This is a genomic window from Acinetobacter beijerinckii CIP 110307 (genome assembly GCF_000369005.1).
GTDB lineage: Bacteria > Pseudomonadota > Gammaproteobacteria > Pseudomonadales > Moraxellaceae > Acinetobacter > Acinetobacter beijerinckii.
This window is the reverse complement of record NZ_KB849763.1, coordinates 295612-309683: the sequence shown is the minus strand read 5'-3', so window position 1 is coordinate 309683 and position 14072 is coordinate 295612. Positions and strand designations below refer to the sequence as shown.

Here is a 14072-nt window from a genome sequence, read left to right as displayed (position 1 = left end):
TGATAAACATATTGATATTTAGGTCATGGATTCTGACAATGTGTTTTGTCAAAATTAAAATGAAATGAGTTAGCTTAACTGTGCGAATATAAAACTCAGATCAGCTAACAAATGCAATAAAACAATAAGGAATGCATCCTATGAAATCACTGGTTTGTCAAAATGCTGAGTTGAAGCTGGAAAACAGTCTTCAATTGCTGCCTGCAAAAGGACAGGTACTCCTTGAAGTGGTACGTTGCGGTATCTGCGGTTCAGATTTACATATGCAACACCACTGTGATCATATGCATGATTTGGCAGCACGTGTGGGTTTTAATGGGGTAGCAAAATCCACTGATAAGCTAGTTTTCGGTCATGAGTTCTGCGGTAAAGTGTTAGATTATGGTCCAAAAACACGCCGTAAATTAAAAGCCGATACTTTGGTTTGTGCCATGCCTTTATTGAATGTTGATTCTGTAGGTTATGCTCCGACTGGACTTTCACCAAGTGCTTCGGGTGGTTATGCTGAGCAAGTCTTGGTTCAGTCGAGCTTAATGTTTGAGGTGCCGAATGGTTTAGATGCAGACAGCGCAGCGTTGACTGAGCCGATGGCTGTTGCTTTACATGCAGTACGTCGTAGTCGTATTAAGAAAAATGAACCAGCGATTGTAATTGGCTGTGGTCCTGTTGGTTTAGGCGTAATTATTATGCTCAAAGCCGCGGGAGTTAAAACGGTAGTTGCTAGTGATTTTTCACCAAATCGTCGTAGACTCGCTGAACTGTGCGGTGCAGATGTCTTGATTGATCCTAAACAACAATCTCCATTTAGTAGTTGGAAAGAGCTTGGTCTACTCGGCAATGTTTCTGAAGCAATCAATATGGGGATGGGTATTTTTGACAAAGTTCAGACTTTCTCTTTGCCATGGGTTAATGCTATGCGCGTGGGGGATAAGCTTGGTCTATTACCGAAACGTCCTGTGATTTTTGAATGCGTGGGTGTTGCTGGCATCATGCAGCAAATCTTGGAAGGTGCACCATTGTTCTCACGTATTGTGGGCGTAGGTGTCTGCATGCAAAGTGATAAGATCGAACCTGCATTGGCGATCAATAAAGAATTGGAAATCCAATATGTATTGGGTTATACACCACTTGAGTTCCGTGACACCCTGCATATGATTGCTGAAGGTAAAATTGATGTCTCACCGTTGATTACGGGTGTGGTTGGTTTAGAGGGTGTGGAGAATGCCTTTGATGCTTTACGTGATCCAGAGCAACATGCAAAAATCCTGATAGATCCAAAACGAGCAGGATCAGATATTCAGTTGATCAATGCTTAAATTGTATTGAATAAAAAAGCTGCATTGATTGCAGCTTTTTTATTGTGCGAATTAAAAACTTTTTGTCAGTGAGACAGCCACAGTGGAATCAATTGGATTGGAGACTTTGGCATTTGGATTACCATTGCTATATTGCTTGTAGTAATCATCTTTATCCCATGCTTTGCTATAACTTAAACTTCCCAAAAGGTTGTAGGGGAGTTCTTTATTAACGGCAAAGCTGATGTCTTGAAAGTTTGCATCAGAGAAGTTTTTGATTCGCTGATTACCATAGTGTGCATCTGCCGACCAGCCTTGCCCTAAAGGTTGATGCCAACTGACATCAAGATAACCTGAACCACGAGAATGTTTATTAGTACCAATCCCTAAAGTATCCGAGTTATTCCCGAAGTAATCTTGGGTGTAGGTAATCGAATATTTAACACTTAATGGGCCATAGCTGATTTCTGGGATAATTTCACCGTAATCAAAGCGAGTATTTCCTGTTTCTGCTGTAGTTTTGGCGCCAGGATAATAGTAGTAAGCCACTTTAGTGCCTAGAGTTAAATCTCCAAAACTACGGCTGTAACCTGTATACACATCCCACTCTACTGATGCATCACGAATAAAATGATCACTCACTGTCGATGCCCAAGTTCCAGCATAAAAACCATTATCATGGTTATAGTCTATTCCACCTTGAATTGCAGGTTTGCCCCAAGTTTGTTGAAAACCACGTGATACATACTGGCTTGCGAGTGTTAGGTTAGCGCTATAAGGTGATGCTATTTCTGTACTTGCTTCGGTGGCATGTGCAGTGTGCAAGTAGAAACCGAAAGGGAGTATAAATAAAATTCTTTTCATTTGAATTTTCCTAATGGTTGGCAGCACCTTAATGTCATAAGGTGCTGAACATAACTGGACTAGGTTATGCCAAATGGACGTAAAGGTGTTTGACGAACAGGGTTTGATCCTGCTTTGAAGTAAGGTGCTTGCGAAGGTGGTAATTTTTGTCCGCGAATTTGATCAGCAATTTTTTCAGCTATCATAATCGTGGTGGCATTTAAGTTACCTGTGATAATGATTGGCATAATAGAGGCATCAATTACACGTAACCCTTGTACGCCGTGAACACGACCTTGACCATCGACAACAGCCATTTCGTCTTCACCCATTTTGCAGCTACATGATGGATGGTAGGCAGTCTCGGCATGTTCTCGGACAAAAGAGTCTAGTTCAGCATCGGTTTTTAACTGCATACTTGGGCTAATTTCTTCGCCACGATAAGGGTCAAGTGCAGGTTGATGCATGATTTCACGCGTGATACGAATCCCATCTCGGAATTCGCGCCAGTCTTGTTCGGTGGACATATAATTGAACAAGATACTTGGATGCTCAAATGGATCTTTAGATTTGAGTTTGATACGACCACGAGAAGGTGAACGCATTGAACCAACATGGGCTTGAAAGCCATGCTCATTCACTGCATTACTACCATTGTAGTTAATCGCAACGGGCAAGAAGTGATACTGAATATTTGGCCATTCAAATTCATCAGATGAGCGAATAAAACCACCAGCTTCGAATTGGTTACTTGCACCGATACCTTTGCCGAGGAATAACCACTCTGCACCAATCGCAGGTTGGTTGTACCATTTCAACGCTGGGTAAAGTGAAACTGGTTTTTTGCATTTGTATTGTAAATACATTTCCAAATGATCTTGCAGGTTTTCACCCACGCCAGGTAAGTCTTGAATGACTTCAATATCCATCGATTTGAGGAAAGTGCTCTGTCCAACACCTGAGCGCTGTAAAATTTGCGGTGATGCAATTGCACCTGCACATAACAAGACTTCACGTTTGGCATGTGCTTGTTTCATGTTGGCTTGATCTGCACCAATAATGTATTCGACACCAATTGCTTGTTTATGACTAAATAAGATTTTATTGGTCATGGCGTGGGTGACAATCGTCAAATTGGGACGACCTTTTGCCATATCTAAATAACCGCGAGCCGTACTCGAACGACGACCTTGTGGTGTCACCGTTCGATCCATCGGACCGAAGCCTTCTTGCTGATAACCGTTTAAATCATCTGTACGTGGATAACCTGCCTGTACACCTGCTTCGATCATGGCATGAAACAGTTCATTATTGCCTTGTTTTGGGGTGGTGACTGAAACAGGACCTTCTCCGCCGTGATAATCGTTAGCACCAATGTCGCGTGTTTCTGATTTTCGATAATATGGTAAACAATCCGCATAGCTCCAATCTTCAAGCCCTTGATGCGTTGACCATTGGTCTAAATCCATCGCATTACCACGGATATAGCACATACCATTAATGAGTGATGAGCCACCTAAACCTTTACCACGACCACATTCCATACGGCGATTATTCATATGTGGTTCAGGGTCGGTCAAATATGCCCAATTGTAACGACGGCCTTGTAGTGGAAACGCCAAAGCGGCTGGCATTTGCGTGCGGAAATCAAGACGATAATCTGGACCACCAGCTTCTAATAATAATACTGAGATATCTGCATCTTCAGTTAAACGTGCAGCGAGGACATTACCCGCAGAACCTGCACCAATAATAATATAATCGTATTCTTGCTTATTCATAATCTGCCTTTATTTGTTGCAAGATCAACTGAATACATGTCACTCAGTTGATCAAGATAAGATAAAGCGCAATGCTTTTAGAAAATGCTTTGGTAATCACCAAGCTCAACTTGAACGGATTTAATACGTGTGTAGTGAGAGAGGGTAGAGATCCCATTTTCACGACCTACACCTGATTGTTTATAACCGCCGACTGGCATCTCAGCAGGGGATTCGCCCCAAGTATTGATCCAACAAATACCAGCTTCGATTTGATGAATAATACGATGTGCTTTGTTGATGTCTGGTGTCACCACACCAGCAGCTAAACCAAAAGTCGTGTTATTGGCACGACGAATCACTTCATTTTCAGTTTGATAACTTAGGATACTCATGACAGGGCCAAAGATTTCGTCCTGCACTATTCGCATATCATCAGTACAGTCTGTAAATACTGTTGGTAATACATATGCACCGTCAGCCAATTCACCATCTGCTCGATCACCACCGATCAGCAATTTGGCACCTTGTTGTTTGCCTGCATTGATGTAGGAAAGAACTTTTTCCATATGCGGGAAACTGGTCAATGGACCAAAATTGGTATCTGTGTTCATTGGGTCGCCGATACGGATACGTTGCACACGTTCTAAAACCGCAGTTTCAAATTCTGCTTTTAATGATGTTGGAATAAAGACGCGCGTACCATTGGTACAGACTTGACCTGAACTAAAAAAGTTTGCCATTACCGCAATATCAGCGGCTTTATTCATATCTGCATCTTCACAGATGATCAGTGGTGATTTACCACCAAGTTCCATCGTCACTTCTTTTAAGCTTGAAGCAGCAGCGCTTGCCATCACTTTTTTGCCAGTTTCAACGCCACCCGTAAACGAAATTTTTTCAATGACTGGATGTTCTGTAAGCCATTGACCGATATCACGACCAGCACCTTGTACAATGTTGAATACGCCGTTTGGTACGCCTGCTTCGGTATAAATTTCAGCAAGTTTAAATGCAGTGAGTGGAGTGATTTCACTTGGCTTGAAAATCATGGCATTGCCCGCAGCTAGTGCAGGAGCGGATTTCCATAAAGCAATTTGAATCGGATAGTTCCAAGCACCGATGCCTGCAACGACACCTAAAGGTTCACGGCGAGTATAGAAAAAACTACTTTCGCGTAATGGAACTTGTTCACCTTGAATGGCTGTCGCTAAACCTGCGTAATATTCAAGAACATCTGCACCTGTCACAATATCAACAGTCGATGTTTCACTATAAGCTTTACCTGTATCTAGCGTTTCAAGTTTCGCTAGTTCGTCATTGCGTTCACGTAAAATATCTACAGCTCGACGTAAAATACGAGAACGCTCAACCGCTGTCATAGCTGCCCAAACTTTTTGACCTTGTTGAGCACTTTGAACAGCTTTTTCGATATCTTGTTGAGAGGCTTGTTGGATGGTGGCAATTACTTTGCCATCGGCGGGATTGATGCTGTCAAAGCTCACACCACTTGTGGCATTGACATATTGACCGTGGATATACAATGGATGAGTTTGCACATCATTCATTTTGTCTCTCCTCAAATAATGGTTGTGCGAGTTGGAGCTGCATATTTAAATAATCATAAGCAATATGCCGTGCAGCTTGCCGATCAAATTCATTGTGACCAATTAATCCGCCACGTAACCAAAGACCATCAATTAATGCAGCAAGTCCACTTGCTGCAATACTTGCTCTGTCGTTTGGCATCAACTGTAAAAAGTGATGCTTTAAATTTGAATACAAACGTCGATCATTGATCCGTTGTAAACGTGCAAGCTCAGGACTGTGCATACTGGCAGACCAAAAATCTAACCAAACTCGCATTGCTGTTTTATTGACCTGACTAATATCAAAGTTAGAATCAATGATTGCCTTAATTTGGCTCTGTGGCTGCATGTCTATTGTTGCGGCTTTGTATTGCAATGTGACTTGATGCAATCGCTTTAACATTTCACGCATACAGTTGATCATTAATCCTTGTTTATCTCCAAAATGGTGACTCACAATACCTGTAGAGACTTGGGCTTTTTTTGCAATTTGGGCGATGGTGGTTTGTGATAAACCCACTTCATAAATGACTTCAAAAGCAGCATTTACAATTTCTTCGCGGCGCTCTTGCTCTGGTTTAACTCTGCGTTTAGTCATGGGTTGTTGCCATAATTGCCTAAATAATAAGGCTTTAAGAAAACTTAGGATGCAGATAATTATAACATAACATGATGATACTTTTAATTGATTGAACGATCAATCAATTAAAAGTATCATATTTGCAACAGCTCTGTTTTACATAACTCTTAACAGTTTTATTAGATACAGCTGTTAAAGTGTCCGAATTGTAAAAAAATGAATCATTTATTTAGATTAAGTTTTGGCTTAAAAAAGAATAAGTGATCATTGCTTACAGTAGGGTAATTACAAAAAATCAGTGTGAATTAAATGTGATGAGAACTTTCGAAATCATCATGTTGCACTGTCTTCTCGTTGTTTTCGTCAATAAATCGTGGTTGAGTTATTGAGAAAAACAACTTTTAAAATTTAAATTTTCCTTGAGGATTGTATGGTGACAGATAATCCAAGAGCAGTTGATGATTCATCTATTCAAACAAAAGATCAGTTAAATCGTGTGGTCTTTTATGTTTCAGCGCTCATAATTTTAATATTTTCACTGACGACGATTTTATTTAATGATTTTTCTAATCATTTACTCAATGTCGTACTTGCATGGGTGAGTGATAAATTCAGTTGGTATTACTTACTTGCCGCAACACTTTATCTCATCTTTGTGATCTTTATCGCCTGTTCTCGTTATGGCGATATTAAGCTTGGTCCTAAGCATTCCAAACCTGAGTTTAGCTTACTGAGTTGGTCTGCGATGCTTTTCGCCGCAGGTATCGGTACAGATTTGATGTTCTTCTCTGTTGCTGAACCACTATCACATTATATGAATCCACCAGTGGGAGAGGGGCAAACCTATGAAGCCGCTCGCCAAGGTATGGTGTGGACCTTATTCCATTATGGTTTAACAGGCTGGGGTATGTATGCCTTAGTCGGCATGGCTTTAGGGTATTTTAGTTATCGTTATAACTTACCTCTAACCATTCGTTCGGCACTTTATCCAATTTTTGGAAAAAAAATTGATGGCCCGATTGGTCATACCGTCGATACGGCAGCCGTGATTGGAACGATTTTCGGTATCGCAACGACTTGTGGTATTGCTGTTGTACAAATCAATTATGGCTTGCATGTTTTATTTGGTTGGCCTGAAGGTCTATGGGTTCAATCAGGACTGATTTTAGTAGCCGTCATTGTGACGATTATTTCAGTAACAGCAGGTGTCAATAAAGGCATTAAAGTACTTTCTGAAATCAATATTTATGCCGCTATAGGCTTAATGCTATTTGTGCTGTTTTTAGGAAATACTGAGTTCTTATTAAATGCCTTAGTGCAAAACTTTGGTGACTATATCAGCCGCTTTCCAAGTTTGGCTCTGGAAAGCTTTGCATTTGAACAACCAAAAGAGTGGATGAACAGTTGGACATTATTCTTTTGGGCGTGGTGGGTAGCTTGGTCACCATTTGTAGGTCTATTTTTGGCGCGTATTTCACGTGGTCGTACCATTCGTGAGTTTGTCTGTGGAACTTTGATTATTCCATTACTATTTACGATTACATGGTTATCAATTTTTGGTAACAGTGCTTTATATAACGTTATTTTTGATGGTAATACCGCGTTAGCCCAGACGGTATTAACCGATCCTGCACATGGGTTTTATGATTTACTGGCTCAATATCCTTGGTTTGCATTTATTGCAGGCGTGGCGACCATTACTGGACTTTTATTCTATGTGACTTCTGCCGACTCAGGTGCTTTGGTGTTGGGTAACTTCACTACCAAGTTTTCTAATGTCGATAATGATGCTCCACGTTGGTTAAGAGTATTTTGGGCAATCGCAATTGGATTGCTGACTTTAGCAATGTTGATGGCGAATGGTATTACCGCTTTGCAAAGTGCAACGGTCATCATGGGCTTACCATTTAGTTTTGTGATGCTTTTGGTGATGGCAGGCTTATATAAATCTTTGCGTCTGGAAGATTATCGGAAAGCCAGCAGTAGTTTAAATGCCGCACCTGTGGTCGGTAATGTTGATATTCTAAACTGGAAAAAACGTTTATCCCGTGTGATGCACCATCCTGGTAGTCATGAAACACAACGCATGCTTGATACGGTCTGTAAACCTGCGGTACAAACTGTAGCGGATGAATTGATTAAACGTGGTATGAGTGTCGAAGTGACACAGGGTGAAATAGAAGATAGTGACGTACTTTATCATCTTGATTTAACGATTAATATTGAAGAAGAGCACAACTTCGTCTATCAAATTTGGCCTGTACGTTATATCGCACCGACCTTTAGTGAACGTGGAAAAAGAGGTAAACAACATTATTATCGTTTAGAAACATTCTTGTATGAAGGTTCTCAAGATAATGACTTAGTTGGATATACCAAAGAGCAAGTGATTAATGACATTTTAGATAAGTATGAACGTCATATGAACTTCTTACATATCAATCGCATTAGTCCTGGAAACCGACCACTTTATCCAGATTCACAAGATTGATTAACTAAAAACCTCACTGAATGTGGGGTTTTTTATGAGCTCAACAAACTCAACTCATTGTTAATAATGATGATTAGAGATGCTAAAATTAATTCTCAATTAGGGAAAAGCATAGCTATGAAAAAAATAATAATTTTAGTTTTATTGAGCTTTGCTTCTATAGTTGGTCTTTTTGCTTTTAGTCCATTGCCGACATTGTGGTTATTACAACATACCTTGTTTAGTGTTCCAAAAGATGACCGCCCAAAACAATATCTTGATCAACAGGTTATGGTGTTTAAAGACTTAGTCTATCCTTCTAAATTGCCAAACAATAGCTTTGACTTTTACAAGGCAAATCCGTCGGTTGATAAACAAGCACTGGTCATTTAGATGCATGGTGGCGGTTTTGTCGGTGGAGATAAGTTGGAAGTAAAAAATTATGCAACTCGCTTAGCTTCTAAAGGATATGCTGTGATTGTATTGAATTATCAGCTTGTACCTGCTGCAAAATATCCAGAACCAGTTATGCAGGTCGCAGAAGCAGTAACTTATATTAAAAAGAATTTTGCACCAAAAAATCATTTGAATATGTCGAATGTATTTTTTGCTGGAGACTCCGCAGGTGCGCAGATAGCTTTACAATTTTTGCTGACGCAATCCAACCCTGAATATTCAGCATTACTTAAAATACCGAACCTGATAGATATTTCTGATATTCGTGGCGCTTTACTTTATTGTGGACCTTACGATTTGAAAAATATGGTACTTCAAGCAAACTCTACAATTTCTCGATTCGCTTTTCATCGTATTGGATGGGCATATCTCAAAGATAAAGATTGGCTAAGCAATAACGAAAATAGGGGACTTATTGTTTCTGAATACCTAAATACTCAACTCCCTCCGATCTACTGATGGGAATACCGCTTCGTTTGAGCAACAAGCTCGGTTACTGCACAAGCAATTAACGCATATTGGCATCCCTACAAGCACTCGATTTTTTGATCAGGCAAGTTATCTGACAGCTCATGAATATCAATTTGAGTTAGTAACAGAAGTTGCCAAATTAACCTTACAAGACACGTTGCTATTTTTAGAAAGGAACAGACTACAAAAAAAGACTAATTAGTAAAATGATTTAGAACATGGCTTCTTATAAAGCACCATACTTTTGCCATGTTTCACCCGTCTCATAAGCAGCATATTGATGTTTTAATTCTTTTAGAGATTGGGCTTGATAAAGAGCAAATACGATCATGATCAGAAAAAGCCCTATCAATTTAATCAGACGTTTAAAGCGATAATCACCTGAGTATAAATAAAAAATACAATAAAAAGCTAGAATCAAATAGGTGCAAAACAACGAGTGAAAAACTAAATAAAGCAACAATACAGCGGTAATCATCAATGCAATTTTATTTTTGAATTGACTTGAACGTAGACTTAATAAATTAAGCACGAATAAGCCTAATGATGTCCAAAAAAGATAGACATCTCCACCAATAATCACCAGATAGGTAGATTGTAGCCACAACACTGCCAACCATACAAAAATAGAGACAATAATAAATTTCGACGACGTTGAGGATGCTGGCAAAGTATGTTTCATATGACTAAGCTTATAAAAGAGCCATTAAAAGCGTGGATACTAGAAACGAAAATTAAATAAAGCTTTTGTTTTAATTCTCGCAACAATTACACAGATTAAAGACAGTGAACCACCAATCAGCATTGCAGGAATGACACTAAAGAATCGGGTCATTACACTTGATTGTAATGCTCCAAGCTCATTGCTAGAGGTCACGAAAATCCCATTAATTGCAGCAATACGGCCAAGCATGTCTTTAGGCGGAATTAATTGCAGAAGCGTTTGGCGAATAACGATGTTGATGCTATCACATACTCCCATGATAATGAGAACTAAGACAGAAAAAAAGAGTTGTCGAGTAACAGCCAATAAAAGTGTGCAACATGCAAAACCTGTTAAAGCAATTAACATGATTCGCCAAGGATGATTACGTGGTGGAAAGCGGACTAAAATTAACAAGGTCATGAAGCCGCCAAATGCTGGAGCAGCTCTCAATATTCCAAAACCATCAGCACCGACATGCAGAATATCTTGAGCAAAAATTGGCAATAGAGCGATGATGCCACCAAAAAACACAGAACTTAAATCTAGAAACATTGCCCAAAATATAATTTTAGTTTTAAAAATAAAATGTACTGCTTCTTTTATACTGTGAGAGATTGATTCGGTGTGAAGCTGAGGAAATTGTCGTGGCTGTAAACGCCATAAAGCGATGCTGCCAAGCGTAAATAACACCACAATGCTAGTGAAAGTTATCTCTAAACTAAAATGAGCAAGTAAAAAACCACCGATTACAGGTGCAAGCATACCGCTCGCTTGCCAACACATACTGGTCCATGTTGCTGCATTTGCATAATGCTCTTCAAGCACGACAAAAGGGCGTAGGGAGTTAAAGCAAGGACTGTAAATGCCTCGGATACATCCAAATAAAAATAAAAGACCAAAGCTTGAAATAACTAAACAATTTGAATCAATTTGTTTGGTTTGAAAAAGGTTAAAGCTAACCCATAAAGCAATCGATAATGGGATAGCCAAACTAAAACTGATTTGTAAAATTCGCTGACGATTAAAACGATCTGCAATATATCCGCCCCACAGTGATAAAGCCAAAAAGGGCAGCAAGTCCATCAGCCCAATCAACCCAAGAAGAAGAGGATTTTTTGTAATTTGATACAGGTGAAAAGCGATTAAAACTTCTTGAATAAGCACTGCAAAGGTTAGACAGCACTGATTAATCGTCAATAACTTAAAGTCACGACTTGCAAAGGCTGCAAAAGCAGATTGGGAAATATCAGCAGACATAATTTATAGACGATAAAATAAAAAAGGGAAGAGTCGAAACTCATCCCTTTTTAAATGGATTTAACGAAATTTATTGAGCAACAGCTTCGGCTTTTACCACTTTTTTAGCAGGCGCTAAATTTGCTGGAGTTGTATAGTTCAAGCCTAAAGTTGAACTGGTGTAATGACGCACTTGGTCTAATAGCTCAGGATTTTCTGAAAGATCTTGACCATATGAGCGAACAATTTCATGAAGCTGTTCATTCCATGCACCTTTGGTTTGCTCTGGGAATGCTGTTTCAAGCAAGTTGAGCATAATGTAAGGTGATGTAGATGCACCTGGAGAAGCACCGAGTAATGCTGTTACAGATTTATCTTTAGAAGCAAAGATTTCTGTACCAAATTGCAATTTAGCAGGTTTACCCGGTTCTTTTTTGATGATCTGAACACGTTGACCACCTTGACGTAAATGCCAGTCTTTTGGATCTGCTTCAGGGTAGTATTTTTTCAACTCATTGAAACGATCTTCATCTGACATTAATACTTGGCTAACCAAATACTGGACAAGATCCGCATTTTGTAAGCCAATGGCTGCCATTGGCAATACGTTGTTTTTGTTCGTTGATGCTAACAAATCAAGCTGAGAACCTTGTTTTAGGAACTTGTTTGAATACGTTGCAAATGGTCCAAATAATACATATTTCTTACCGTCAATATAACGTGTATCGATATGTGGAACAGACATCGGCGGCGCACCAAGATCAGCACGACCATATACTTTCGCAGTATGTTGCGCAGTGATCAATGGATTATCAGTCACTAAGAACTCACCACCCACAGGGAAGCCTGCGTACTGTTGCGCTTCTGGTAAACCAGTCATTTGCAATAATTTAATTGCAGCACCACCAGCACCAATAAACACAAAACGAGTTTTTACATGACTCACTTCACCAGATTTCAAATCTTTAAAAGCAACTGACCATGTGTTGTCATCATTTTTGCTGATGCCTGTCACTTCAGTTGATGTTCTTAATTTGAAGTTTGGACTTTTCTCAAGATGGTTTACCAGTTGAGTAGTAATAGCACCGTAGTTAACATCTGAACCAACGTCCATACGGGTTGCAGCAATTTTTTGTTGCGGATCACGACCATTCATCACCAATGGAGCCCATTGCTTAATTTCAGCAGGATCTTCACTGATTTTCATGCCCGCAAATAATGGATCTTGAATCATCGCTGTATAGCGATTTTCCATGAATTTAACATTATCGCCCCATACAAATGCAATGTGTGGAACAGGGTTAATGAATGTATTAGGCGTATCTAATACACCTTGTTTAACTTGATGCGCCCAAAATTGTTTTGCAATTTCGAACTGACCAGCCACTTTAACTGCTTTAGAAATGTCCATTTTACCGTCTTTTTCTTCGGTATAATTCATTTCCATAAAGCCAGAATGACCCGTACCTGCATTGTTGAAACCATTTGAACTTTCTTGTGCGACTGCATCAAGACGTTCATACATGCGAATGTTCCAATCAGGTTGTAATTCATTAAGATAAGTACCTAATGTGGCACTCATGATTCCACCGCCGATGAGTACAACATCGACAACAGGTTCGTCACTTTTAGTTTTAATTGCCTTAGACGTAATCGGTCTAAAAAGAAAGGCAATAGCGATAATAATTAGTACTACAAGTAGGACTAATAAATATTTCCAAAATTTTTTCATTCAATTTACCTTAAAAATTAAATGACGCTCTATATAAATAGCTTTATATAGAGAGAAAAGATTTAAATGATGAGTGGCGCAAAATAAAGATACATCAGCTCAGGGATCGCCTGAATTGAGGTCAAAAGAGTTTAGTAAGTGAATTTTACTTTAATAAAGACAGTGTTTTAGTATGCAAAATGTTTCAAAATGTAATAATCAAGTCTCATTTGGATGCAGAATAGCAGGCTTATTGTTATTTTTCCTGTGAAATCTTAATGTTATGAACTCAGCATGAATGTTGTTAAATAAATACGATTTTAAAAATATGGATTTATTTGGCAAAAATTGAATCCATTATTTGATATATATTTCTTCTAAAATATGTTTCTGTTCAAATATGAAATGGCTCTAATCAAAAGATGAGATTGGTTCTACTTTTTTAATAATTTAAGCCCATCATTCAAACATAGAGAAATTAAAATGGGAATTTAGAAATGAATTTAAGAACATTGCATCAGGATAATTATGAAAATTGGTTTCTAATGTGGAAAGCGTATCAGTCATTTTATCAGGTTGAAATTGACCAACAAATAACAATGAATACCTTTGCTCGTTTACTTAATCCACAAGAAGATATGTATTGCTTTGTTATCGAAGATGATAGTGATCAGCTCATCGGTTTTGTGCATTTTATTTTTCATAGAAGCACGTGGACAATAGGTGATTATTGTTATTTACAGGATTTATTTGTTGATCCAAATGTTCGGGCAAGTGGTTTGGGTCGCAAGTTAATTGAAGCAGTATATGAAAATGCTGCTGCTCGAAATTGTTCCAGAGTCTACTGGCTTACTCATGAAAGCAATGACCAAGCAAGAATGTTATACGACAAAGTTGCAATTAATGCTGGATTTATCCAATATAGAAAAAATCTAGAGAATTTTTAAATTGAAAA

The 14072-nt window shown here is 38.9% G+C and carries 12 protein-coding genes; 5 read left to right on the top strand and 7 right to left on the bottom strand.

What is annotated here, in order from left to right; all coding sequences use genetic code 11:
- Positions 1 to 140: 140 nt before the first annotated feature.
- Positions 141 to 1316 (top strand): zinc-binding dehydrogenase, encoded by a 1176-nt coding sequence (locus F933_RS01440; protein WP_005057718.1) that lies wholly within the window; start codon positions 141 to 143, stop codon positions 1314 to 1316.
- Positions 1317 to 1367: 51 nt separating this feature from the next.
- Here F933_RS01440 and F933_RS01435 read toward each other — a convergent pair whose 3' ends face one another.
- The 4 genes from F933_RS01435 to betI all read right to left on the bottom strand — a co-directional run bounded on the left by F933_RS01435 (position 1368) and on the right by betI (position 6085).
- Positions 1368 to 2159, bottom strand: a complete 792-nt coding sequence (locus F933_RS01435; RefSeq protein ID WP_005057716.1) for a TorF family putative porin — start codon at positions 2157 to 2159, stop codon at positions 1368 to 1370.
- A gap of 59 nt (positions 2160 to 2218) precedes the next feature.
- The gene (gene betA / locus F933_RS01430) at positions 2219 to 3919 is read right to left on the bottom strand and encodes a choline dehydrogenase (protein ID WP_005057713.1); all 1701 of its coding nucleotides are present in this window, start codon (positions 3917 to 3919) and stop codon (positions 2219 to 2221) included.
- A gap of 77 nt (positions 3920 to 3996) precedes the next feature.
- Positions 3997 to 5466: a betaine-aldehyde dehydrogenase gene (gene betB / locus F933_RS01425; protein ID WP_005057712.1), complete on the bottom strand. Its 1470-nt coding sequence runs from the start codon at positions 5464 to 5466 to the stop codon at positions 3997 to 3999.
- Positions 5459 to 6085: a transcriptional regulator BetI gene (betI, locus tag F933_RS01420; RefSeq protein ID WP_005057711.1), complete on the bottom strand. Its 627-nt coding sequence runs from the start codon at positions 6083 to 6085 to the stop codon at positions 5459 to 5461. Before betI ends, betB begins: the two co-directional genes overlap by 8 nt.
- A 412-nt stretch (positions 6086 to 6497) precedes the next feature.
- Here betI and F933_RS01415 point away from each other — a divergent pair, with 412 nt between their 5' ends.
- The 3 genes from F933_RS01415 to F933_RS17335 all read left to right on the top strand — a co-directional run bounded on the left by F933_RS01415 (position 6498) and on the right by F933_RS17335 (position 9452).
- Entirely contained in the window at positions 6498 to 8558 is a 2061-nt protein-coding gene (locus tag F933_RS01415) for a choline transporter (protein WP_005057709.1), read from the top strand.
- 117 nt (positions 8559 to 8675) lie between these two features.
- On the top strand, positions 8676 to 8930 hold the full coding sequence (locus F933_RS17340) for a hypothetical protein (RefSeq protein ID WP_005057707.1): 255 nt from the start codon (positions 8676 to 8678) through the stop codon (positions 8928 to 8930).
- A complete protein-coding gene (locus F933_RS17335; RefSeq protein WP_005057705.1) occupies positions 8931 to 9452 on the top strand; it encodes an alpha/beta hydrolase in 522 nt (173 codons plus the stop codon).
- A 238-nt stretch (positions 9453 to 9690) separates the two neighbouring features.
- Here the strand turns inward: F933_RS17335 and F933_RS01400 are convergent, their stop codons facing one another.
- The 3 genes from F933_RS01400 to mqo all read right to left on the bottom strand — a co-directional run bounded on the left by F933_RS01400 (position 9691) and on the right by mqo (position 13138).
- The gene (locus F933_RS01400) at positions 9691 to 10146 is read right to left on the bottom strand and encodes a hypothetical protein (protein ID WP_005057703.1); all 456 of its coding nucleotides are present in this window, start codon (positions 10144 to 10146) and stop codon (positions 9691 to 9693) included.
- A gap of 39 nt (positions 10147 to 10185) precedes the next feature.
- Positions 10186 to 11427 (bottom strand): MFS transporter, encoded by a 1242-nt coding sequence (locus F933_RS01395; RefSeq protein WP_005057701.1) that lies wholly within the window; start codon positions 11425 to 11427, stop codon positions 10186 to 10188.
- A 70-nt stretch (positions 11428 to 11497) separates the two neighbouring features.
- Positions 11498 to 13138, bottom strand: a complete 1641-nt coding sequence (mqo, locus tag F933_RS01390; RefSeq protein WP_005057699.1) for a malate dehydrogenase (quinone) — start codon at positions 13136 to 13138, stop codon at positions 11498 to 11500.
- Positions 13139 to 13614: 476 nt separating this feature from the next.
- Here mqo and F933_RS01385 point away from each other — a divergent pair, with 476 nt between their 5' ends.
- The gene (locus tag F933_RS01385; protein ID WP_005057698.1) at positions 13615 to 14064 is read left to right on the top strand and encodes a GNAT family N-acetyltransferase; all 450 of its coding nucleotides are present in this window, start codon (positions 13615 to 13617) and stop codon (positions 14062 to 14064) included.
- Positions 14065 to 14072: the final 8 nt, after the last annotated feature.

Excerpts from the sequence above, each read along its gene's own strand:
- mqo (WP_005057699.1), bottom strand. The coding sequence starts at position 13,138 with ATGAAAAAATTTTGGAAATATTTATTAGTCCTACTTGTAGTACTAATT.
- betI (WP_005057711.1), bottom strand. The coding sequence starts at position 6,085 with ATGACTAAACGCAGAGTTAAACCAGAGCAAGAGCGCCGCGAAGAAATT.
- F933_RS01440 (WP_005057718.1), top strand. The coding sequence starts at position 141 with ATGAAATCACTGGTTTGTCAAAATGCTGAGTTGAAGCTGGAAAACAGT.
- F933_RS01400 (WP_005057703.1), bottom strand. The coding sequence starts at position 10,146 with ATGAAACATACTTTGCCAGCATCCTCAACGTCGTCGAAATTTATTATT.
- betB (WP_005057712.1), bottom strand. The coding sequence starts at position 5,466 with ATGAATGATGTGCAAACTCATCCATTGTATATCCACGGTCAATATGTC.
- betA (WP_005057713.1), bottom strand. The coding sequence starts at position 3,919 with ATGAATAAGCAAGAATACGATTATATTATTATTGGTGCAGGTTCTGCG.
- F933_RS17335 (WP_005057705.1), top strand. The coding sequence starts at position 8,931 with ATGCATGGTGGCGGTTTTGTCGGTGGAGATAAGTTGGAAGTAAAAAAT.
- F933_RS01415 (WP_005057709.1), top strand. The coding sequence starts at position 6,498 with ATGGTGACAGATAATCCAAGAGCAGTTGATGATTCATCTATTCAAACA.
- F933_RS17340 (WP_005057707.1), top strand. The coding sequence starts at position 8,676 with ATGAAAAAAATAATAATTTTAGTTTTATTGAGCTTTGCTTCTATAGTT.
- F933_RS01385 (WP_005057698.1), top strand. The coding sequence starts at position 13,615 with ATGAATTTAAGAACATTGCATCAGGATAATTATGAAAATTGGTTTCTA.
- F933_RS01435 (WP_005057716.1), bottom strand. The coding sequence starts at position 2,159 with ATGAAAAGAATTTTATTTATACTCCCTTTCGGTTTCTACTTGCACACT.
- F933_RS01395 (WP_005057701.1), bottom strand. The coding sequence starts at position 11,427 with ATGTCTGCTGATATTTCCCAATCTGCTTTTGCAGCCTTTGCAAGTCGT.